Annotated in this window: 21 protein-coding genes; 5 read left to right on the top strand and 16 right to left on the bottom strand. The window is 48.7% G+C overall.

Annotation, left to right across the window (positions count from 1 at the left end; all coding sequences use genetic code 11):
* Positions 1-17 precede the first annotated feature (17 nt).
* Together ubiA and QNM19_RS12685 are read right to left on the bottom strand one after the other, a co-directional pair.
* Positions 18-884: a 4-hydroxybenzoate octaprenyltransferase gene (ubiA, locus tag QNM19_RS12690; RefSeq protein ID WP_049863944.1), complete on the bottom strand. Its 867-nt coding sequence runs from the start codon at positions 882-884 to the stop codon at positions 18-20.
* A complete protein-coding gene (locus QNM19_RS12685; protein ID WP_049863945.1) occupies positions 881-1,408 on the bottom strand; it encodes a chorismate--pyruvate lyase family protein in 528 nt (175 codons plus the stop codon). Before QNM19_RS12685 ends, ubiA begins: the two co-directional genes overlap by 4 nt.
* A 155-nt stretch (positions 1,409-1,563) precedes the next feature.
* Between QNM19_RS12685 and QNM19_RS12680 the strand changes: the two genes are divergently transcribed.
* Positions 1,564-1,959 (top strand): flagellar basal body-associated protein FliL, encoded by a 396-nt coding sequence (locus QNM19_RS12680; RefSeq protein WP_049863946.1) that lies wholly within the window; start codon positions 1,564-1,566, stop codon positions 1,957-1,959.
* Between the two features lie 24 nt (positions 1,960-1,983).
* Here the strand turns inward: QNM19_RS12680 and glpG are convergent, their stop codons facing one another.
* From glpG to QNM19_RS12650, 6 genes are all read right to left on the bottom strand, one after another.
* Complete coding sequence (gene glpG / locus QNM19_RS12675; protein WP_284026764.1) at positions 1,984-2,805, bottom strand: rhomboid family intramembrane serine protease GlpG; 822 nt, start codon at positions 2,803-2,805, stop codon at positions 1,984-1,986.
* Positions 2,802-3,119, bottom strand: a complete 318-nt coding sequence (glpE, locus tag QNM19_RS12670) for a thiosulfate sulfurtransferase GlpE (protein ID WP_010383018.1) — start codon at positions 3,117-3,119, stop codon at positions 2,802-2,804. The genes glpG and glpE overlap by 4 nt, the downstream gene beginning before the upstream one ends.
* An 87-nt stretch (positions 3,120-3,206) precedes the next feature.
* Positions 3,207-4,232: an L-threonine 3-dehydrogenase gene (tdh, locus tag QNM19_RS12665; RefSeq protein ID WP_010383019.1), complete on the bottom strand. Its 1,026-nt coding sequence runs from the start codon at positions 4,230-4,232 to the stop codon at positions 3,207-3,209.
* A gap of 78 nt (positions 4,233-4,310) precedes the next feature.
* The gene (locus tag QNM19_RS12660) at positions 4,311-5,507 is read right to left on the bottom strand and encodes a glycine C-acetyltransferase (RefSeq protein WP_049863949.1); all 1,197 of its coding nucleotides are present in this window, start codon (positions 5,505-5,507) and stop codon (positions 4,311-4,313) included.
* Between the two features lie 172 nt (positions 5,508-5,679).
* Positions 5,680-6,237 (bottom strand): D-glycero-beta-D-manno-heptose 1,7-bisphosphate 7-phosphatase, encoded by a 558-nt coding sequence (gene gmhB / locus QNM19_RS12655; protein WP_049863950.1) that lies wholly within the window; start codon positions 6,235-6,237, stop codon positions 5,680-5,682.
* A complete protein-coding gene (locus QNM19_RS12650; protein ID WP_049863951.1) occupies positions 6,234-7,277 on the bottom strand; it encodes a glycosyltransferase family 9 protein in 1,044 nt (347 codons plus the stop codon). The genes gmhB and QNM19_RS12650 overlap by 4 nt, the downstream gene beginning before the upstream one ends.
* 135 nt (positions 7,278-7,412) lie before the next feature.
* On the opposite strand from QNM19_RS12650, the gene QNM19_RS12645 reads away from it, so the two are divergent.
* Positions 7,413-8,147, top strand: coding sequence for a 3-deoxy-D-manno-octulosonic acid kinase (locus QNM19_RS12645; RefSeq protein ID WP_284026763.1), 735 nt, complete (start codon positions 7,413-7,415; stop codon positions 8,145-8,147).
* Positions 8,148-8,175: 28 nt separating this feature from the next.
* Here QNM19_RS12645 and hldE read toward each other — a convergent pair whose 3' ends face one another.
* The 3 genes from hldE to QNM19_RS12630 form a co-directional block, all read right to left on the bottom strand.
* Entirely contained in the window at positions 8,176-9,618 is a 1,443-nt protein-coding gene (hldE, locus tag QNM19_RS12640) for a bifunctional D-glycero-beta-D-manno-heptose-7-phosphate kinase/D-glycero-beta-D-manno-heptose 1-phosphate adenylyltransferase HldE (protein WP_049864629.1), read from the bottom strand.
* Positions 9,615-10,208, bottom strand: a complete 594-nt coding sequence (locus tag QNM19_RS12635) for a D-sedoheptulose-7-phosphate isomerase (protein WP_049864628.1) — start codon at positions 10,206-10,208, stop codon at positions 9,615-9,617. The genes hldE and QNM19_RS12635 overlap by 4 nt, the downstream gene beginning before the upstream one ends.
* Positions 10,209-10,299: 91 nt before the next feature.
* Positions 10,300-11,748: a capsule assembly Wzi family protein gene (locus tag QNM19_RS12630; RefSeq protein ID WP_049864627.1), complete on the bottom strand. Its 1,449-nt coding sequence runs from the start codon at positions 11,746-11,748 to the stop codon at positions 10,300-10,302.
* 147 nt (positions 11,749-11,895) lie between these two features.
* On the opposite strand from QNM19_RS12630, the gene waaA reads away from it, so the two are divergent.
* Together waaA and QNM19_RS12620 are read left to right on the top strand one after the other, a co-directional pair.
* A complete protein-coding gene (gene waaA / locus QNM19_RS12625; RefSeq protein ID WP_049864630.1) occupies positions 11,896-13,167 on the top strand; it encodes a lipid IV(A) 3-deoxy-D-manno-octulosonic acid transferase in 1,272 nt (423 codons plus the stop codon).
* A complete protein-coding gene (locus QNM19_RS12620) occupies positions 13,168-13,713 on the top strand; it encodes a DUF1415 domain-containing protein (protein ID WP_049864626.1) in 546 nt (181 codons plus the stop codon). It abuts the gene before it with no gap.
* A gap of 30 nt (positions 13,714-13,743) precedes the next feature.
* On the opposite strand, the gene QNM19_RS12615 is transcribed toward QNM19_RS12620, so the two are convergent.
* From QNM19_RS12615 to purL, 5 genes are all read right to left on the bottom strand, one after another.
* Positions 13,744-14,064, bottom strand: coding sequence for a YdbL family probable chaperone protein (locus QNM19_RS12615; RefSeq protein WP_049864625.1), 321 nt, complete (start codon positions 14,062-14,064; stop codon positions 13,744-13,746).
* An 11-nt stretch (positions 14,065-14,075) separates the two neighbouring features.
* The gene (locus tag QNM19_RS12610) at positions 14,076-14,255 is read right to left on the bottom strand and encodes a YnbE family lipoprotein (RefSeq protein ID WP_010383032.1); all 180 of its coding nucleotides are present in this window, start codon (positions 14,253-14,255) and stop codon (positions 14,076-14,078) included.
* A gap of 12 nt (positions 14,256-14,267) precedes the next feature.
* Entirely contained in the window at positions 14,268-16,910 is a 2,643-nt protein-coding gene (locus QNM19_RS12605; protein ID WP_156202284.1) for an intermembrane phospholipid transport protein YdbH family protein, read from the bottom strand.
* Positions 16,911-16,994: 84 nt separating this feature from the next.
* Entirely contained in the window at positions 16,995-17,537 is a 543-nt protein-coding gene (locus QNM19_RS12600; protein ID WP_049864623.1) for a hypothetical protein, read from the bottom strand.
* Positions 17,538-17,834: 297 nt separating this feature from the next.
* Entirely contained in the window at positions 17,835-21,719 is a 3,885-nt protein-coding gene (purL, locus tag QNM19_RS12595; RefSeq protein WP_049864622.1) for a phosphoribosylformylglycinamidine synthase, read from the bottom strand.
* Positions 21,720-21,902: 183 nt separating this feature from the next.
* Between purL and mltF the strand changes: the two genes are divergently transcribed.
* Positions 21,903-23,291 carry a membrane-bound lytic murein transglycosylase MltF gene (gene mltF, locus QNM19_RS12590; protein WP_049864621.1) on the top strand — a complete coding sequence of 463 codons (1,389 nt, stop codon included), beginning with the start codon at positions 21,903-21,905 and terminating at the stop codon, positions 23,289-23,291.
* The last annotated feature ends 54 nt before the right edge of the window (positions 23,292-23,345 follow it).

Below are 23,345 nucleotides of genomic sequence, written 5' to 3'. Positions count from 1 at the left end.
GTGCGTGAGGATACCCGTCAGATACCAACAACCACTCCGACAAACATCGCCAGCCCAACATAATTATTGCTCAAAAATGCCTGAAAACACTTCTCTCTGCTTCTGTCATTGATCTGCCATTGCAGCTTAGCCAGCCACATCCCGGCGACCAAAAAACCACACCAGAACCACACAGACAGGGTAACCTGCGTTGCAACCCAGGCCATACAGCCTAAAAATGCCAGATTGAGGACAGCAATGACATGTCGGTCCCAACGCCCGAATAAGATAGCGGTGGACTTAATACCCACAACCAGATCATCGTCCTTATCAACCATGGCGTATTTAGTGTCGTAAGCAACCGTCCAGAGCAAGTTAGCAATAAATAACACCCAGGCAATGGCAGGAACCGTTTCCTGAACAGCCATAAACGCCATGGGTATTCCCCAGCTAAACGCAGCCCCAAGAACCACCTGAGGCAAATTGGTATAGCGCTTCATAAAGGGGTAAACACTGGCCAGCGCAAGCGCGCCAAATGACAATACGATAGTTTGCCAGTTGAGCATCAATACCAGCACAAAAGAGGCACCGACCAACAATAAGAACAAAGAAAGTGCTTCACCTTCACTGACAGCGCCTCTGGCAAGTGGCCGTTGTGCCGTTCTTTTTACGGCACCATCGACTTTGCGATCTGCAAAATCATTAATCACACAACCAGCACTGCGCATCATGAAGGTGCCCAGTGCAAATATGAGCAACAAATGCCACTGAGGTATACCACCCGACGCTATCCACAAACTCCAAAGCGTTGGCCACATCAGCAGTAAAGTACCAATGGGCTTTTCGACACGCATTAGCTGCTTATATTCGTTTATGTGGTCTGCTCGCAGCCGCGATAGCTTCATACCTTAACTCCATTGAGGAAGATTTCGCACACCAGTACCTTGCAAGTTTGGCGCGTAAAAACGCTTCGTCTTGCAAAACAAGGATCACTGTATAATTTCTCTTTGGCCGGGAAAAATGAGGGGAGCATCTTTTGCTCCAGTGTCGCAACCTCAATGTTGCCTCTTTGCCATGCTTGTTGGTCAAACAAACGCTCGCCTAACGGGGTATTACCAATATTATCTAACCCCAGCGCATTGGCACTATCAGGTATCCAGCTCTGGCCGTAAACCACGGGAATATCATCACAATATAGCACGACTTCGCGACACAAGGCGCTGTCGCAATTTAGAATCGCTTGTACTTCCCCATCAAGCAGGCTTACCTGCTCACTGAGTACCTCGACATGTAGTATACGACACTGTGAGCGCAGTAAGGCTGTCAGAGAGCCAGTTTCGCATAACAATGCGCGCAGGGCGTCCGGGATGTCCTTATGCCGGGTAAGCGGTTCCCAGCTTGATTGCAATAAATTTGGCAGATTAAACAAGTCAGTAATTCAATTCAGGAAATAACCGCGCCATAATAGCAAAGCTTACCCCGGCAAAAAAGTTTACCTTTCCCTTACTCACTGCTGTTCATAATCTGATTTTACGTATAAACTAATCCTATTGTTGGTATTTAGTTAAGTATTTTCAGGCTATTATGAATCGGATCTGTATCGCGTTGATGGCATTTTTGCTAGTTTGTGTGAGTACAAACTCACGCGCTGAATCAACCGTTGGCTACTTTGGATTTGAGCCTGACATCATTACCAACTATATCGGGCAGTCTAATAAAAAACTCGGCTACGTCCGGGTGACAGTCGATTTAATGCTTGATGATGTCAGCAACATTGCCGTTGTTGAGCACCACACTCCCCTATTACGGGATGCCATCGTGCAAATCCTGAGTAAAGAACCAGAAGAAACCATCAAATCATTGACTGGGCGTGAAGAAATACGCCAGCGCTGTGCAGAAAAGTTAAAAACACTTCTCAAAGAAGAAACCGGACAAGAAATCATCCGAGAAGTGCTGTTCACCAAGTATTTGTACCATTAATATCGCGAGGTCAATCGCCTCGCGTTAAACCTGTTCCGAATCGCGTACACGCAATAGCATAGCAACACTCATACCAGCCAATAAGCCAAACAAGTGCGCCCAGTTCGCCATATTGACAAATAGTACGTCTGTAAAGCCTAACACCATCCAGATCAACATAAAGCCAACGACAGGGGTTCCTATCAGAGGCGGTGACTGTGGATGCTTAACAGAGTGGATCCAGCAAAAACCCAGCAAGGCATAAACCACACCACTGAGGCCACCAAAGTTTGCGTCGGCTAACAGATACTGCATCCAATTGCTCAGCAATGCACCGGCCACAAAGACAGTCCAGAGCACCCAATTACCCAAGCGACGCTCAATCATATTGCCCAGATAAATCCACCAGGACAGATTAAAAACCAAATGTAACAGGCCAAAATGCAAAAAAGCGGGGGTGATCCAACGCCAGGGGGTATGGGGGTCAAACTGCAAAGTGTTAAAGACCGGCTCAACGCCATACACAAAGAAACTCACGAATATCCCCAAAGAGAGAATAAAAACGGCTTTGAGCATCCAGCTAAGCTGGGTAAAGCGCTGCCATAGGTTCAGTTTGGTACCCTGATAGACAAGCGGAGACTCTTTTGGTGAAAGTTGCCACGACGCTGCCAGGTACTTATCCTGATAAGGATCTGCGACAAACTCCTGCCAGATCTCATTGGCCTGAAACCAATGTTGCTCAGCAACCCACACAGAAACCTGCTGCCCATCTTCACTGGTCACCCGACACTCGATATGATGAGTTTTCAGATAGTCAGCGACTCCCTGAACCGCACGCGGGTTATCGTGGGAGCCTAGCAGTTTCATTTTGCCACACTATCCGGGAGTTCTTGCGCCCACTGAGTGAACCCCCCATCCATGCTGTATACTTCTTCAAACCCTTGCTCAACCAGGTAATTCGCAGCACCCTGAGAGCTGATCCCGTGATAGCACACCACAATAATTGGATGTTCAAACTCTTTTTCCTGTAAAAAGTGTCCCAGGTTATCATTCGACAAATGCTCCGCCCCCGGAATGTGCCCCTGCGCAAACGAGTTAGCATCACGGATATCAGCAATGACTAGCTCAGATTGCGCCAGCATTTCTTTGGTTTGGGCGACTGAAATATGTTTAAAACTCATAATACTCTCTAATTAATAAGCAGACACAAAAAACACCTCGTTAATGGTCTCGGACCCGAGGTGTTTTAAAACAGGATCATGTAGACCTTAATCCCAGTTTAAGATCACTTTACCCGATTGACCAGAGATCATCGTATCAAAGCCCTGTTGGAACTCATCAACATGGAACTGGTGTGTGATGATCGGGTCTAAATTCAGACCCGACTGGATCAGACTGGCCATCTTATACCAGGTTTCAAACATCTCGCGACCATAAATACCTTTGATCACTAACCCTTTGAAGATTACCTGATTCCAGTCAACAGCCATGTCGCTTGGTGGAATACCCAGCATGGCAATTTTACCACCATGGTTCATGTTGTTCAGCATGCTATTGAACGCCACAGGCACACCCGACATCTCCAGACCGATATCAAACCCTTCTGTCATGCCTAACTCAGTCATCACGTCTTCAAGTTGCTCTTCGGCCACGTTTACAGCGCGCGTTGCGCCCATTTTACGAGCCAGCTCCAGACGGTATTCATTTACGTCGGTGATCACAACATGGCGTGCACCCACATGCTTGGCAACGGCGGCGGCCATAATGCCGATTGGGCCTGCACCTGTGATCAGAACATCTTCACCCACCAGGTCAAAAGACAAAGCAGTGTGTACAGCATTGCCAAACGGGTCAAAGATAGATGCCAGTTCATCAGAGATGTTATCTGGGATTTTAAACGCATTGTATGCAGGGATCACCAGGTATTCCGCGAACGACCCTTCACGATTGACGCCCACACCAATGGTGTTACGACACAAATGTACACGACCGGCACGGCAGTTACGACAATGGCCGCAAGTAATATGGCCTTCACCAGAGACGCGGTCGCCAATGTCAAAGCCACGTACTTCCTGGCCCATATCGACAACTTCACCGACATATTCGTGTCCAACAACCATAGGTGTTGGAATGGTGTTTTGCGCCCATTCATCCCATTTATAAATGTGTACATCAGTACCGCAAATAGCAGTTTTACGGATTTTGATCAGCAGATCGTTATGCCCAACTTCCGGTTTGGGCGCATCCGTCATCCAAATCCCTTCTTCTGCTTTTAACTTGGATAGTGCTTTCATGTGTTTTCACTCATTAGAAACACGCAAGCCATCAGCTTGCGTTAAAAATCGCTCACAGCCCAGGCTGTGGGGCAGTGATTAAATCACGCCCAGTTCTTTACCAATGCGAATAAAGGCATCAATTGCCTTGTCCAGCTGCTCTGTGGTGTGCGCCGCAGAGATCTGAGTACGGATACGGGCCTGACCTTTAGGTACAACCGGATATGAGAAGCCGATCACATAAATGCCTTCGGCTAATAAGCGGTCCGCCATATCAGAGGCTACTTTCGCATCGCCTAGCATGACAGGAATAATCGCATGGTCTTTACCTGCGCAGGTAAAGCCTGCTGCTTCCATTTTACTGCGGAAATGTGTTGCATTTTCCCATAGCTTGTTACGCAGTGCCTCACCTTCTTTCATCATATCCAGTACTTTGATTGACGCAGTTACGATAGACGGGGCAAGTGAGTTTGAGAACAAATAAGGACGCGAACGCTGACGCAGCCACTCAACAATTTCTTTTTTACCTGAGGTATAACCGCCTGATGCACCGCCCAGCGCTTTACCCAAAGTACCCGTAATGATGTCAACGCGATCCATCACGCCACAGTACTCTGGCGTACCACGGCCATTTTCGCCCACAAAACCGACTGCGTGCGAATCATCAACCATCACCAACGCATCGTATTTGTCTGCCAGATCGCACAGCTCAGACAGGTTACAAATCACCCCGTCCATTGAGAACACACCGTCGGTCGCAATCAGTTTAGTTTTCACGCCGGCTTCATCAGCAGCAATCAGCTGCTTCTCAAGATCTGCCATATCATTATTGGCATAACGGAAACGTTTTGCTTTACAAAGACGCACACCATCAATGATAGATGCGTGATTCAGTGAATCCGAGATGATGGCATCTTCAGGACCTAAAATGGTTTCGAACAAGCCTGCATTGGCATCAAAACAAGAAGAGTACAAGATGGTATCTTCCGTTTGCAGGAACTCACTGACTTTGGCTTCCAGTGTTTTATGGATATCCTGAGTACCACAGATAAAGCGCACAGACGCGACACCAAAACCGTGCTCATCCAGGCCACCCTGAGCAGCCGCAATCAAATCCGGGTGATTAGCCAGACCAAGATAGTTGTTGGCACAGAAGTTAATAACACTTTCGCCAGTTGATACTGCAATTTCTGCTTGCTGCTGAGACGTGATCACACGCTCTTTCTTGTATAAACCCTCAGCTTTTACTTCTTCAATCTGTTGCTGAAGCTGGCTGAAAAATGCCGCTGCTCTCATCGGGAGTCTCCATTAGTTGCACGGGGTGTGTGCCCCTGGCACACACTAAAACGCCGATATCCTTTATGCTCAATATCGGCTGTGTCATAAAATTCGTTGCTTATATTTTAAAAGGTTCGCACCTTAAATGCACGGATTGTGATTATCTTGTTCGCAGACGCTTTGTAAACGCTTATGAGATAAACGGAGGCAGATCAAGTGCCTGATATAATGATCCACACACATAGTCTGCTGAGTCGCGCACTTGTTCACTGAAAGTCTGCCCCGACTCAACCAGTATTTTAGTACTAACTCCCGCCGCCAATGCAGCCTGAATATCCGACCCTTTATCACCCACCATAACACTTTGTTTCGGGTCAATGTTATGTGCTTCAATGGCTTCTAAAAGCATACCAGGGTTCGGTTTACGGCACGTACACTCACGCTGATAAGGCGGCTGTGCTTTATGCGGGTGGTGGGGACAAAAATAGACCCCATCAATGGTGATACCGTGAGCCTGAAACTGCTGGCACATCCACTCTGTCAGTTGCGCAAACTGGGCTTCGTTATAGTAACCCCGGCCAATACCAGACTGATTAGTCACCACGATCAGTTTATAGCCCAATGCCTGGAACTGATGGCAGGCCTCAAACACACCATCGATAAACTCAAAGTCTTCAATTTTATGCACGTAGGCATGATCCTGATTGATCACCCCGTCTCTGTCCAGAAATACGGCTTTATGTGTCATAACTGTTCCTGCTTTACTACCTTATCGAACATCTGTGTCACCCGTTCAATCGAAATTTGACTCATCAGGTCGCTGCCTTTCATGCGTGTGCCCCATTTTAGTTGCTGTGCAGTTTTGCCCTTTTGTGCCATCAGGTTGTCATGATAGACCTCGACCACATAGTCCTGATACAAATACGGGCCAGTGCGCTTGGGGTTAGAATGCGCATACAAACCAATGACCGGCGTACCAACAGTCACCGCCATATGGGCAGGCCCGGTATCCGGTGCCAGAACCAACTGTGCCTGCGCTAACACGCACAGCAAGGTTTTTAGTTTGGTTTTGCCAACCAGGTTGGTGATATCGCACTGTGCATGCGCAATGATGGCGTCACTCAGGTTACGCTCCAAGTCGGTTGGCCCCCCAGTCAGGACCACACTAAAGCCTTGCGCCGCAGCATGTTCTGCCAGCGCAGCATAGCGCTCAGGTAGCCAGTTCCGCTCCGCCTTACTGGCAGCAGGAGAAATCACAAAGATACGTCCCAGCCCGGCAAGCAAAGCTTGTGCTTCACGTTTATCTTCATCGCTGACGGGCATCTCCCAACTTGGCGCGCCACATTCAGCGCCTATTGCCCGGGCAAAGTTCTGAAACCCTTCCAGCACATGCGGTTCCTGCTGTGGAGCAATGCGCTGATTAATCACCAGCGAGTGGAACTCCTTGGAGCGGCCTTTGTCAAAACCAATTTTGACTTTAGCCGGAATACAGCGCGCCGCCAGGTTAGCGCGAAACGCCACTTGCATATGCAAAAGCACATCAAACTTATGCCCTTTAAACCGGGCTTTGAGCTGCTTGAACGCCGCTTTACCTTGTTTCTTGTCAAAGACAACAAACTCCACCCCAGGCAAATCGGCTAACAGCATAGCTTCAACCTTGCCTATGACCCAGGTGATTTTCGCCTGTGGGTGCGCGCGCTGAATAGCTTGTACAGCCGTGACGGCATGACACACATCACCAATGGCCGAAAGCCGGAGAATACAAATGGAAGAAATTGCCTGAGACACACATTTCGCCTGTAACTGAAAATAAGCACCCGATCTTAAATAAAACCCACTATTTTGCAACCTATGAGATTCTCCCCGACAACAAAAGCCGTTACACTGAGCGTTTATCAATTCAGACCCTGCTATTAATCGGCCATGCTAAAAATTGAACAACATAACAATCATTACTTGTTGCGAACCAACCATACCCCAGATACGTTATCTCTGGACTGGTTCGACATGGCATTCTGGCAACAAAAAAATGCCATTGTGACCTCAAAACAAGGTCGCGCAGCTGCCTGGTTCGTACGCTATTCCGACCAGGATATTGCCGTTCTAAAGCACTACTGGCGTGGCGGGTTAATTGGTAAGTTACTCAAAGATCAATACGTTTTTACAGGTCTCAAGCGCACCCGGGTATACCTTGAGCTACACCTGCTGAACCAACTCGCCGACTTGGGCTTGCCAGTCCCCATTCCTTTGGGTGCCAAAGTAACCGTATCAGCGGGGATTTATCGCGCTGATATCCTGACGCATGCCATCTCGGGCGCACAAAGCCTGTGTGAGCGGCTACAGTCTGCGCCACTCAGTGCACAAGACTGGCAGCAGGTTGCCACCACGCTGGCGCGCTTTCATCACGCTGGTGCCTATCATGATGATTTAAACTGCAACAATATTCTGTTCGATGAAAGCGGTGAGGTGTATCTCATTGATTTCGATAAAGGCGCGCTCAAAACGCCAGCTAAAGAATGGCAAATGGCCAATATTGACCGGCTCGCACGCTCGCTTAAAAAAGAAGCCAGCCGCTCTGCGCAGTTCTTTTGTCCGCCACAAGACTGGCAAAGTTTTATCGATGCCTATCAAAGTGAGATGAAAAAAAAGCCGGCTTAAACCGGCTTTTTTTCATCTGGCGTTACTATTATGTCTCTCTTGCTTTCGCAATGATATTAGAGGTTGAGCAACCATCCAGAAATGCTAATACTTCTACCTGACCTCCCGTAGCAAGAACATGATCTGCTCCCGCTATTTCAGATACCTGGTAGTCGCCACCTTTGACCAGGATATGCGGGCTGATCTGTTCAATCAGTTTCGCTGGTGTGTCACCCTCACTCTCTTTACCAAATGGGATCACCCAGTCGACAGAAGCCAGAGCAGACAGGACCATGGCCCGCTCGTTTAGTGGGTTAATTGGACGCTCAGGACCTTTCAAACGAGAAATTGAGTCATCGTTATTCAGCCCGACTACTAACCGGTCTCCCCTGGCTTTCGCTTGTGCCAGATAACGCACATGACCTGCATGCAGAATGTCGAAGCAACCATTGGTGAACACTATTTTTTCGCCATTTTGTTTGGCAAACTCAATGTGTTTCAGTACTTCTTCATATGGGGTTTGATAGTGCTCACCAGTCTGGCGCAAATATTGCCCCAGTTTGCGGCTCAGCTCTTCTGGTGTCACGGTAGCCGCACCCAGTTTAGCGACCGCAATCCCCGCAGCTAAGTTCGCCAGCTCCACCGCTTCGCTGGGCGATAACCCTGCGCCCAACATAGTCGTTAAGGTCGCAATAACGGTATCACCTGCACCGGTAACGTCACTGACTTCCCGAACCTGCGCTGCATAATCATGCTTCTCATCTTGGGTGATCAGGGACATGCCCTGCTCTGAGCGAGTCAGTAGCATAGCGCCAATGCCAGCCTGTTTTATCAAACTACGGGCACTCTCCGTCAATGCTTCTTCACTGCTGGAATCACCACCGGCCAGGCGGAATTCATTGAGGTTCGGCGTAATATAGTCCGCGCCTCGATAACGGGTCAGATCCGATGATTTAGGGTCAATCAGCACCGTTTTACCCGCGTTCTTGGCCACACTAATCATCTCTTCGATACAACTTAAAGCACCTTTGTTGTAATCTGAAAACAGAACAAAATCATAATCATTGACGACTTGTTCCAGACGAGTCAGTAACAGTTGACTGTGAGACTGCACAAAGGGTTCTTCCAGGTCTAGTCGCACGACCTGCTGATGGCGACTGATGACACGCATTTTCGCGATAGTCGGCAACTCAGCAACCGTCACAAGTTGTGAAGCAATTTGTTCTTTTGCCAGGATAGACTCAAGCTGGCGACCATTGTCATCTTCACCAATCAGACCCAGCAGGCCAACCTGGCCATCCAGGTGAGCAATGTTCTTCGCCACATTCGCCGCCCCACCCGCTTTGTCTTCAAGGCTGCTTACCTTAACCACGGGAACAGGTGCTTCTGGTGAAATACGGCCTGTATCACCATGCCAGTAACGATCCAGCATAACATCACCAACCACCAGAACCTTCGCCTGGTTTAAGTTTCTCAGCGCGCTCAGATTCATGCCGATTGCTCCGCAACAACCATATCTACCGCCTCACATAACCAGTGTCCGATAAACATATGCGCTTCCTGGATCCGCGCGGTTTCATCAAAGTCGATGATAATTGGCAGCTTAGCAATGTCTTTCACTGTCCCGCCTGTACGCCCGGTCAAGGCCACGGTGAATGCACCAATTTCATTAGCCGCCTGCAATGCCAGGTTAATATTCTCACTGGTTCCTGACGTGGTCAGGCCAATCACTAAGTCTTCCGGTTTACATAGCGCTTGCACCTGGCGTTCGAATACCGTATTAAAATGATAGTCGTTGCTGTGTGCCGTTAAAATAGAGGTATCGGTCGTCAAAGCAATTGACGCCAAAGGACCACGTTCGAGCTTATAGCGAACCACAAACTCGGCAGCCAGGTGCTGGGCATCGGCCGCACTGCCACCATTACCAAACCAAATCACCTTACCACCTGCCTCTAAGGTTGCTTTGCAGGCAGCCAGTAATTCCACAGACTGGGTGTGATAATCAGCCATTTTTGCGAACAACGCCATATGTCGCTCTAAGCTGGCCTGATAGCTTTGTTTGATGTGATCATTGATTGACATAGTGATCCTTAAATAAATAATGCGACTCTGTCGTCGTGACAAAGTCAAAAACTAACCCGTGTTAAATTAAATGGTGACGCTGTGCATCGAACTACCAGTATACATTGACAGACAACCAAGTGTAGCTTTCGCCAAAGACATCTTTGCCATAAGTCAGTGATGTCTCAACTTGCTTGTCATATATACGCCGGGTATTAGCAAGCTGAAGTTGTCGGGCTTGCTCATAGTTTCGGGTATATTCCACCCCCAAAACCTCAAAGTGATTGCTATTTTTGACCGTGGATAGTTCCAAACGCCATAGTGAATCCAGGTTTTCTCGATAAGTCAGCTCGACTAAATGACCTTTAACTGGCGCACCATCGTGAAGAGTGCGCTGGTTTGCAACCGCATGGCCGACGACAAATCCATCTATTGTGTTGCCGCTCTTAGGGTAAATATAGTTCCGGTACCACAAGCTGTGCATATTGGTATATTCATACCTGAATGTCAGGTCTTGCGTCAGGGCTGGCATATAAAAACCTAAGTTAGAAGCTATATTGCCAAACTGGTAGTTCTTGTGGTCTTTCGTGTCTTCGCCGCCATACTCAAAATACCACTCTACCGGCATCACCCAGCTGGTTTTAAATACAGAGGTAATACTCGCCCACTGATCGCCAAGTTCCTCATCTGAACTCCCCACCTGATCAACATTGTCGTTGCCCGCGGGATCAAAGTAGGCTTTTAAAACATCTTTGAATCCAACTTCCCTTGGTCCCCCTCCAAACTGCATCATTCGGTTGATGCCTATTTTCCAGTTTTCAAGTGGTTCAAAGCTAATATGTGTGCCCGCCAATTTTGGCGTACCATCATGGCGTTTGCCTTGATACAAAATGCCCTCTTCAACGTGCTCAAGCTCGGCGTAAAACAGCTCAAAATCAAAGTTCCACCAGTTATCCAATGGCAAACTCAGACCCAAAGAGGCCGATAACGGCGCTTTAGCATTGTTTGAATACACCTGAGCACCATGCTTAAATGGAGAAAACCAGTGCTCCTTGTAGCCCAGAGTCAGTTGTAAATTGTCTCCCCCTATCGCATAGAAGGTATTGTAAGGCACGACCTTACCCGAATCGACACGGTACTCTGCGCCGATCTGCACCAGACTCATATCACTGCCGCGCCAAATGCCATCGAACGATAATTCAGCATATTCACTGCTGTAATTACCCCGATCATTGGCAAGTTTTTGTACATCGCCGGAATCAACTCGCAGCTTAATACCTCGACGTGTAATTGCATCCCTTTCCAGATAAGGGGCTAGTCGAGACTTAATGCTTTGATGCAATGCAGGGTCAACCTTCGCAAGCTGAGACAAGGTTTTATTAATTTCGGTAATGCGATACGGCTTTGCCATTGGCGTAGTGCCTGTCATTGCAAACATCTGATCTATCTGATATTCCAGAAGATTGTCTTTACCCAAAGGTAAAAAAGCGGTTGGCATGGCAAAAGCCTGCGCGGCACCCAGCAGACACAAAGTAGACAGCGTGATAGTACGAAAAGACAACTTAAAACCTTTAAAATTGGAGATTTTGCCCGATCCTAGCAAATTCCCGCCCGCTGAGCACCTCAACAACTGTGATAATTTGTACGTGTGTTATCGCTTTTTCAGGCGGACAAGTTAAAATAAGCGTTTTTTATACTGATGGCTGTCATGATTAGACGTTTATACTCCCTGCTGCTGCTGATTTTATGTCCATTCATCGTGCTCTACCTGTACGTTATCAGAGGAAAAAAGAACCCGCTGTATAAGGCTCATTTTTGCGAACGGCTTGGTTTTGTCCCTACAGCGGCTGCAAAGCAGGCCGTCATCATCCACTGCGCTTCTGTGGGAGAAGTACTGGCTGCGGCCCCCCTCATAAAAGCGCTGCTAAAAGAACACCCTGATGCACCTTTTGTGCTTACCTGTAACACCCCAACAGGTCGCGAGCAGCTGAATCAGCTCTTTGGCAACAGCGAGCGAGCTATCACGATTTGCTATTTACCCGTTGATTTTGCTTTTGCAGCACGGCGCTTCATTAAGCAACTCAGACCGAAAATATTATTAGTACTGGAAACGGAGCTGTGGCCTAACCTATTTTATTACGCCAATAAGGCGCACTGCCCGGTCGCGGTCATCAATGCCCGCCTGTCCGAAAAGTCACTCACGGGATATCAAAAAGTCGCTTCTCTGAGCCGTTTTTTAATGCAGCAGATCACTATGCTGGCCAGCCATAATCAAGAAGATGCCGAGCGTTTTATTAAGCTGGGACTAACGCCAGACAAAGTCACTGTAACTGGCTCTATCAAATTTGATATCGCCCTGGATAACGACCAACAAAACAAAATAGAGACAATAAAAGCACAACTCGGTAACCGGCCTATATGGGTTGCAGGCTCTACCCATCCCACAGAGCATGAACAAGTGTTATCGGCCCATCAGCAACTACTGGCCCACCAGAGCGATGCACTGTTGATCATTGCGCCCAGGCACCCAGAACAATTCGATAAAGTTGCCGCTTTAATTGAAGCGCGGGCACTCAGCTACAGCCGTCGTAGCCAGGATTACACGCCGTCATCACAAGTCTTGCTGGCAGACACATTAGGCGAACTTAAGTTGTTATACGGATGTGGACAAATTGCCTATATTGGCGGCAGCCTGATTGAACGGGGCGGCCACAACCCGCTTGAAGCGGCAGCCTGTTCGGTTGGAGTACTGACCGGACCACACACCTATAATTTTGCTCATATATATCCTGAACTGTTTGCGCTGCACGGTGCCATTGAAGTGGCGGATCAGCAAGCGCTGGCCGATACTTTACAGGTTTACCTTCGCTCACAGCAAAGTGCAATGGAATTGGGCACACATGCAAGAGCGTGTCTGGCACGCAACCAGGGTGCCATTGCACGCAGTATTACTATGATTAACTCTCTTTTGGGAAAATAAATGCACCATATTGCCGTCCAAGCGATGCAAAACTGGGTCAGCTCAGTGATTGTCAAATACAACTTCTGCCCATTTGCCCGCAAAGAAGTGGAACAAAATGCGATCCACTACCGAATCTGCGAATCACAAAAAGCGGAAGATGCCGTGATGGATATGCTGGATGAATGTCAGGCTCTGACGGAGACACCAAAGCGGGAAACCAGCTTACTCATCTTTACTCAAGGTTTCACAGATTTTGATGCATTTTTAGATTTGGTAGACCTGGCAAACGCACTGTTAGTTGCCCAAGGCTATGAAGGCACCTTTCAGCTTGCCAACTTCCACCCGGATTACGTTTTTGCAGATTCAGAGCAAGATGATCCAGCCAACTACACAAACCGAGCCCCTTACCCGGCTTTACATGTCATTCGCGAAGCCAGTATGGCTGAGGCCCTGGAAAGTTATGATGATCCAGAATCAATTCCGGATAACAACATCAAGCTCGCACGCCGAAAAGGCGCGGCCTTCTGGCAACAACTGTTACGTCAGTGCCAGCAAACAGATTAACAATCAGGGCGGAGAGCTCCGCCCTGAGCGCTATTTTTTAACCCACTTTCCATCGACTTTAACGAAGTGACCTGGTGCCGTTTTTGCAAATGTTTTCTTGGCAGCCATAGCTTCAACCTGACTCAGGCTAATGCCATTTTTCTTAGCAAGTTGCTGGTACTTCGCCTTGCGCTTGCTGTTTACTTCTTTCACCAGCTTTTTCACTTCACTGCTGCCTTTGATCACGCCCAGATAGCCCGCTGCGGTTTCACCCACTAAGCCCTGTGACTTAGCATCGTCCAGAGAAATGGCAAATACCGAAAAGCTCATACAAGCGGCGGCAATCGTGGTCAGTAACTTAGATGCGTTCATAGTCTGGCTCCTTAGAATAATTCACTGTCATCGCTGAACAAATCATCCAGCTCTTTGTCGACCTTAACTCGGATCTCGTGGTCAACTTTGACGTTTAAGTTGATGGTGATAGGCTCTTTGGTTTCTACCTGCACTTTATGTGTACAAGCAGATACCAAACAAGCAAACACCAAAGTTAGCATCCATTTCATGCTGAGTAGCTCCTATTGGTTTAACGCTTTTTCCACTGCCTGAGTAATTTCATCACTCAGACGCAACGCCCTGAACAGGGTATAAATATTCTCACTGTGCGTATAATTGAAATTCACAGGTTGTTGTTTCTGTTTGTTTTCACCGGCAATTTTTACAGCCAGTTCCAGCTGCCCATCTTGTGACATGTTCACATCGGCACTTAAGGTTTCAATACTCAACTCATCCAACATCTCGAACACAGATTGCAACTCCGGACGCTGCGACTTTAACGCATTAAATGATGCATTGTCCTCTACTTTCAGCATGCTATCTACTATGTTACTCAAATACCCATCGCGGATTTCGGCCTGCCCATTGTGTATAAACACGGGAAGTCTGCCTGAGACCTGGCCGGATAGCTCAACCCCGGCCTCACGGCCAGCTTCGGAGATCTGCATTAAATCCAGATCGCTGGCCGTCACTAAAATCTCCTGATCCCGCTTGTCGAGCAACACCTGCTCAGCCGCGAGCTGGCCGCTAAAGATATTGGCGCTAAACTGACGTAATACAGGCAAATTGTTATCTGAGGTTATCTGACCGCGCACATCTGTCAACACAGGTCCTGACCGTACCTCGGTAATGCTCAGTGGCGCAGGCGCTAACATGAGCGCCCCTGCATGCCACTTCCCCTTAAGAGGCAAATCAAATCCAGATACGTAGTGATGATCATACAAAAACGAGGCATCACCAAGGTTTATTTCAAAGTCAAAAGCCTGACGCGACAATTCACCTGAAACACTGGCACTGACCAGGCCCTCTTCTATTTTAAGTTTAGGCACAAACTGGCTGGCCACAGACTGAATCGCCCCCAGGCCATGTTCACCCAGTGTCAAAGTAAATGGCATTAGCCCAGCTTCAAGACGATGTGTCAGTTGTAGTTCAAGGTTATCATGCACCAGCCTGTGGGTTAGTGCCAGTTGCTCCCTGCCTTTGATGTCCCCTTCGCTGTGTGTAACCACATCTCTGAGCACCAACTGTGGATGTGCCACCAGCTCAATGGTCGAGTTGCCATTGAGTTTGCCAACAGGTCCCTCTGGCCGTAATGCACCGCTAAAACTCAGCTGCTGATGTAGCTCTTTACCTCGCACATCCTCGCGTTTGAACGAGCCAACCCGAATATCAGCGTTTACATTAGCCGCCAGCGAGTCATCAATATCACCATGGCCAGCCATTGTCAGATTGCGCCCCTGCACCCCACTTACCTGATATCGCTCTACCTCAGCATCGAGCTGCCATTGCAACTGCTCAAACGGCGCTTGTTGCGCTGTGTCAAGGCGTTCGCTCATCGCGATTAGGGTCTGGGCTGACACAGAAGTAGTGACATTGTCTAGCATCATTGTTTCGGTCGCTACAGACTGAGCCTGGGGTTTTGCCGTGACATTGAGTATCAGCTGTTCAGTCACTTTGCCCTGCAATGAAAAGTCACTGCGCATACTCAGTGCCTGCCAGTCGATGGGAAGCTCCTCTGGTGCCTGCGTAACCTCTAAAGTCACACCGCCCTGACTTTCCAGCTGTGTCCCTGTCAGCAGAAAATCGACTTGCGCATCCAGCAACTGAAATGCCTCACTTCGATGCGATACCATCAGTTTGCCCTGCATCTGCTGTTTGGGCAGCTGATAGACAAACTCACTCAGGGTGGCTTCGCTAATGTGTGCAACGTCATACACGCTCAAGCCACGCAATGTAAGTGCCTGCTCTTCAAATGTAACAGGCTCCGATATACGCGCCTGCCAGTGCCCGGACCAGATACTGTTTTGCCAGGTTTTTGGCAGTCCTGCCAGCAACGCGCTACACTCACCCACAGCCACATCAACAGGCAGCTTACTCAAATCCAGCATTGCATGTTCGTGTGTAAAATCCCATTGCCCGGTAACCACTCCGTTGACCTGGATCTCAGACTGACACTGAGGCATAGCGTAGTTTAAAGTACTCTGTAACTGAACTGCTGTATTGATAGCCTGACCGTTGAATTCAGCTTCGACAGTACCGCTCAGTGCAGACATGCTCACTGGCAGTTTCGCCTCACGCAAAAACATCTGCACAGCCGGGCTGGATAACCTCAGTGTCGCACGCAGCTTGGTATCACTCAGGGCAAGGTCGGCTTCCACATCCCCGGCAATGGTAAAGGCAAAATCATCGGTTTGCTTAACGCTCAAATTCAATGGCTCAGGTAATAATGGACTGGATACAGTGAGCGCCTCAACCTCAACCGTAGGCATGCCTTCAGGTAAGTCGAGCTGCAAAGGTGCAGGCGCATAGGTCACCTGGGTGGTGTTGTCTGTCTGGGTTTGCTGATGCACCACCCTCATGGTCCCAACCCGAAAATGGTCACCATCAAAGGTGGCATCGCTGAGCTCAACCGATACGGCATCACTACGCCAGCACATGCGCTCTACGGCAAGCCTGTCCCAACTGTCTACGGACCAGTCCAGACATTCAAGCAGGCCCTGCTCCTCGGTCAGTATCTGTTTACCAATCGTAAGCGTCAGTGGCACGCGAAAATAATAGACAGTGATCCCTAGTGTAAACAGGGCAAAAAGCAGAATAAGAAAAAAGCGCCGCATTGGTACCTGATATTCAGTGAAAATTCGCTTAAGTGTAAGGGATCTTGCCAACGAAGTAATCTTTGCCCAAGTAAGAAGATGTTAAGTTGGCAAAAATCTCTTACAAATAGGTCATCATTTCGTCGGCTAACGGGTTTACAGCTTACCTTTACGCTTAAGCTCTTCGAGCCGCTCACGCTCCGCGAGGATCATTTTAATCATATTGACGCGAATATCAGCTTCGAGTTGCTTGTATTCAGAGAGCTGTTGTTCCAGCAGTGCAATTTCATCCACTTTAGTACTGTCACGATATTGCTTTAAGCCAATATGCTCAACGAGCACCAAATCCGATGACGCTTCTGCTTGTTCGTTTTCCTGGACCTGAAGATGGCGCTGCTGCACAGACTGCATTAACTTGCTGAGTTGTGCCTGTAACTTACGGATAAACTCCTGGATCAGCGCCATGGCTTTCTCCAGATCCTCATAATCTTCTTTGAATACCGGATTGTCTTCTTTATATTGACCGGCCTCGTCATCCAGTTCTTGCGACAGCAAGGGGGGGACGGTATCAACCTCGTCGCGGTTTTGTATCTCCACACTTACCTTAACATCAGACGCTTTATCGCTGCTATTGCGCACTTGTGCAGGCGATACCGGCTTGCTAACAGAAGCGCTACCTGGGTGTACTTGTATGTCCATACTCACTCCTTGACTGTCATTATTGGTCTGTAGGCGTCGCTCTGCGCCTGGAAGTACCTCTAATTCAACCATTGTATCGGTATTTACATAGAAAACTTGAGGAGAGAAAGTATAGGGGATGAATAATACCAAACCATGAATATGATGATGTGACAGGCAATAAAAAAGGCCACCGAAGTGACCCTTTTCTTTTCAGCTAGTTGAGGCAGTGCAGACTAATTCGTCCTGAAGCTGCGGCCCGGCTCGTCATCCATGACTCGCGTAAAACACGCTGCGAAACGTTGTTTCGGTCGTGTTTTACCCAACGCTCTTACGTGCGTTACGGAACATGCGCATCCACGGGCTGTCCTCTTTCCACTCGTCCGGGTGCCAAGAGTTTGCTACTGCACGGAATACGCGCTCTGGGTGTGGCATCATGACTGTTGCACGACCATCTAGTGATGTAATACCTGTGATCCCTTCTGGTGAGCCATTCGGGTTGTTCGGGTATTGCGTAGTCGGCTTACCAAAGTTATCAACGTACTGAACTGCTACAGTGCCAGATTCAAGTGCTGCTTTCACCGCAGCGTCGTTTGCAAACTCAGCATGACCTTCACCGTGTGAGACTGCGATTGGCATGCGAGAACCTGCCATACCCTGGAAGAATACTGACGGGCTTTCTTGTACTTCTACAAGGCTGAAACGTGCTTCAAAACGCTCTGACTTGTTAGTTACAAAACGTGGCCAGTGCTCAGTGCCTGGGATAAGCTCTTTCAGAGTTGATAGCATCTGACAGCCGTTACACACACCTAAGCTGAATGTATCTTGGCGCTCAAAGAAGGTTTGGAACTGGTCGCGTGCCATGTCATTGAATAAAATTGACTTAGCCCAGCCTTCACCCGCACCCAGTACGTCACCGTAAGAGAAACCACCACACGCCACAAGGCCTTTGAACTGGTCCAGAGTCAGGCGACCTTCAAGAATGTCACTCATGTGTACGTCTACCGCTGCAAACCCTGCACGGTTAAATGCAGCTGCCATTTCAACGTGTGAGTTAACACCTTGCTCACGCAGGATAGCCATCTTCGGCTTAGCACCTGTTGCAATGTAAGGTGCTGCTACGTCTTCGTTAAGGTCAAAGCTTAGTTTTACGTTAAGACCTGGATCTTTTTCGTCAAACTTGGCATCAAATTCTTGCTTAGCACACTCAGGGTTGTCACGAAGTGCCTGCATCTTATATGTGGTTTCAGCCCAAATAGTACGTAGTTCAGTACGTGTATTTGCCAGTACTGCTTCGCCGCCACGGTTGAAGATTACTTTGTCTTCCGTGTTGAGTGCACCGATAGTGTGGCTGATTGTTGCAAGGCCATTATCAGCAAGAATTGCTTCAACTGCTGCAAGGTCGTCATTGCGAACCTGAATAACGGCACCCAGTTCTTCGTTATAAAGCGCTTCGATGTCAGAACCTGTTAGGCTATCAAGATTTACCGTGACACCGGTGCGACCTGCAAATGCCATTTCAGCGACAGTTGTGAATAAACCACCATCTGAACGGTCGTGGTAAGCAAGTAGCTTCTCATCCGCTACAAGAGTTTGCATCGCGTTGTAGAAACCCTTTAATAGCTCTGGGCTATCAACGTCAGGTGTCTTGTCACCAAGCTGCTTGTAAACCTGTGCAAGGCTTGATGCACCCATGCGGTTTTGACCTGCACCTAAATCAACTAAGATCAGGCTTGAATCGCCTTTGTCAGTACGAAGCTGAGGCGTTACCGTTTTACGAATGTCTTCAACACGGCCGAACGCAGTGATGATAAGAGAAAGTGGTGCTGTTACCGCTTTGTCTTCACCCTCGTCTTGCCACGTGGTTTTCATTGACATTGAGTCTTTACCAACCGGAATAGTGAGACCCAGCGCCGGACATAGCTCTTCACCCACAGCTTTAACCGCTTCGTAAAGGCCTGCGTCTTCACCTGGGTGACCGGCCGCTGCCATCCAGTTTGCTGATAGCTTGATGTTCTCAAGACCACCAATGTTGGCGCCAGCAATGTTCGTTAACGCTTCAGCGACAGCCAAACGTGCAGAAGCACCGTAGTTTAGAAGTGCCGCAGGTGTGCGCTCACCCATTGACATGGCTTCACCGTGGTAAGTGTCAAACGCAGCAGCTGTTACAGCACAGTTTGCTACCGGTACCTGCCAGGGGCCAACCATTTGGTCACGGGCCACTAGACCTGTCACCGTACGGTCACCAATGGTGATAAGGAATGTTTTCTCAGCGATAGTAGGTAGACGAAGTAAACGCTTAGCCGCTTCTTCTGCATTGATGCTATCTGTGTTTAGTGCTTCACCTTCGACTTTCTTTGACTCAACGTCACGGTGCATCTTAGGTGCTTTACCAAGTAGTACTTCAAGCGGCAGGTCTACTGGGTTGTTATCGAAGTGGCTATCCGCAACGGTTAAGTGACGCTCTTCTGTTGCTTCACCAATTACTGCATACTGTGCGCGCTCACGCTTACAGATTTCTTCAAAACGGTCAAAGTCTTCTGCCGCTACTGCAAGCACATAACGTTCTTGTGATTCGTTACACCAGATCTCGTGTGGTGCCATGCCCGGCTCATCGTTCGGGATGTTACGTAGCTGGAATTTACCACCACGACCACCGTCGTCTACCAACTCAGGGAATGCGTTAGAAAGACCACCTGCACCCACATCGTGGATAAACGCGATGGGGTTTTCGTCGCCAAGCTGCCAACATTTATCGATCACTTCCTGACAACGACGCTCCATCTCCGGGTTTTCACGCTGTACAGACGCAAAGTCTAAGTCTTCGTTTGACTGACCCGATGCCATTGACGATGCAGCACCACCACCCAGGCCAATGTTCATCGCAGGGCCACCTAGTGCAACTAGCTTAGCGCCAACGGGAATTTCGCCCTTTTGAACATGCTCAGTACGGATGTTACCAAGCCCCCCTGCCAGCATGATTGGCTTGTGGTAACCACGCACTTCTTCACCGTTGTGGCTATTCACTTTTTCTTCGTAAGTACGGAAGTAACCAAGCAGGTTAGGACGACCAAATTCGTTATTGAACGCCGCACCACCCAGAGGGCCATCGATCATGATGTCGAGTGCATTAACAATACGACCAGGCTTGCCGAAGTTAGTTTCCCACGGCTGCTCGAAGCCAGGAATGCGCAAGTTAGATACCGTAAAACCAACCAGACCCGCTTTTGGCTTAGAACCACGGCCTGTTGCACCTTCGTCACGAATTTCACCACCAGAACCCGTTGATGCACCTGAGAATGGGGCAATCGCAGTTGGGTGGTTGTGGGTTTCAACCTTCATCAGGATTTCAATGTTTTCCTGATTGTAGCTGTACTCACCGTCTTTATTCGGGAAGAAACGACCCGCTTTTGAGCCTTTCATTACCGCTGCGTTATCTTTATACGCAGACAGTACATTTTCCGGGTGCGTCTCAAAGGTGTTTTTGATCATTTTGAACAGCGACTTAGGCTGCTGTTCGCCGTCGATTGTCCAATCGGCGTTGAAAATTTTATGACGACAGTGCTCAGAGTTCGCCTGTGCGAACATGAATAGCTCGATGTCGTTCGGGTTGCGCCCTAGCTTCTGGAAATTCTCTACCAGGTAATCAATTTCATCATCCGCCAGCGCAAAGCCTTGCTCAACGTTTGCAGTAGCAAGCGCTTCACGGCCACCGCCAAGAATGTCTACAGATGACATTGGGCGTGGCTCTTCAACGCGGAATAACTGACCGGCATCTTCCAGCGAGCTGTGTACCGACTCTGTCATGCGATCATGTAAAAGCTTGGCTACCTCATCGATCTGCTCTGCACTCAGCGCACCCTCGACATAGTAGGCAATACCACGCTCTACGCGGTGTACTTTATCCAGGCCACAATTGTTGGCGATGTCAGTGGCTTTCGATGCCCAAGGCGAAATCGTACCAATTCGCGGCGTGACTAAAATCAGGGTTCCTTCAGGCGCATGTTCGGCAATGGTCGGGCCGTACTTTAAAAGCTTACTCAGCTTGTCCAGTTCAGACTCAGAAAGTTCCGCTGTCAGATCAGCAAAATGCATGAACTCGGCATACACACCCGCCACAGGCAATTGCGCATCGTTACAGCTTTTAAGGATTTTTTGAACTTTGAAATCAGAAAGTGCAGGTGCACCACGTAGGATCAACATAGGTATTTTCATCCGGGGTTAAGGATTGAACGATATTTTGGGCCGCTATTATAGTCGATTTGCCCTCCTTATTTAACTCAAATTTAGCAATTATCGAAAAAAAGCCCCTTCACAAAAGCACCGTTAATTGCGAGCATGGAGCGGTCTGTCACTCCCATTTGGTCAAGGAGCCAAAAGTCACTTATGCGTTTGCTTTCCTCTGTGCTGGTACTGTGCTGTTTATTGCTATTAAGTAGCTGCGAAAAAATGCCCGCCACTCAATTACAACAGATCAAAGCGCAGGAAGTGATCCGCATTGGCACCCTGGTTGGACCCGCGACGTTTTATCAGGGCATTGGTGGCGAACAGGGGTTTGAATATGAACTGGCAGAGCAGTTTGCCAGTGAGCTGGGCGTTGAGTTGCAAATGGTGCCTTTTTTCAGTCTGAAAAAACTGTTCGAACGCCTGCAAAGTGGCGATCTGGACATGGCAGCGGCAGGGCTCAGCTATCACCCTCAGCGTGCTGCCCATTTTCGTTTTGGCCCCAGCTATCGCGAGATCAGCCAAAAATTGGTCTTTAAACAAGGCAATACCCGACCACGCAACTTTGCCCAGTTGACCGGGCCTGTGACCGTTTTAGCGGACAGCCATCATGTGATCTCTTTGCAGCTTGCACAAAAGCAGTACCCTGAGCTCAGCTGGCAAACCGTCGATGACCGGGATCAGGAAGAGCTATTGCAGGGGATCATCGACGGCGACATACAATACACAGTCGTCGACTCGCATTCGCTGGCCCTGTTCCGGCGTTATCACCCCAATGTCAGCATCGCATTTTCCATCACCCAGGCCGATCCGGTTTCCTGGGTGCTACGCAACGAAAATGACGACTCTTTGTATGCACTGCTGCCGCCATTTTTTGCCAAGATGCAGCAATCACAGCAACTGGCCGCACTCGAAGAGAAGTACTTTGGCCATGTCAGACGCTTTAATTACGTCAACACTCTGGCTTTTGTCGAAGCGAGTAAAACCACACTGCCTAAATATCAGGACTGGTTTATGCAATATGCTGAGCAACACCAGCTAGACTGGCGTTTACTCGCTGCACTGAGCTATCAGGAATCAATGTGGAACCCCAGAGCCAAATCGCCCACCGGGGTACGCGGGATCATGATGCTCACGCAACGCACAGCCAAACAAGTTGGCGTCACGCACCGGCTCAAACCAGAACAAAATATTCGCGGTGGCGCCCGCTATTTACGTAAACTCATTAATCGCATCCCCAAACAGATCGGTGCGCCAGACAGAACCTGGTTTGCACTTGCGGCGTATAATGTTGGGTGGGGTCATGTGAATGATGCACGCAAACTCACGATGCGTCAGGGGGGCTCGCCAACCAGCTGGGCAGAGGTGAAAAAACGACTACCACTGCTGACTAAAAAGCGCTACTATCGAGAGACGAAATATGGATATGCGCGCGGCGATGTGGCAGTGACCTATGTAGATAATATTCGCCGGTACTACGACGCCCTGATCTGGTTGGACGAAAATGGGGCCCTTCAAGTCAATACAGACTCAGAGCAACCAGCCCAATGATCTACAAGGCGTTCCGATAAGTATCCGGTACGGTATTCAGAGCATGTCATCAAG

The sequence above is a fragment of the Pseudoalteromonas ardens genome (assembly GCF_030125445.1).
In the GTDB taxonomy this organism is placed as follows: Bacteria; Pseudomonadota; Gammaproteobacteria; order Enterobacterales; family Alteromonadaceae; genus Pseudoalteromonas; species Pseudoalteromonas ardens.
The sequence above is the reverse complement of the archived record's forward strand: the minus strand, read 5'-3'. Positions and strand labels throughout refer to the sequence as shown.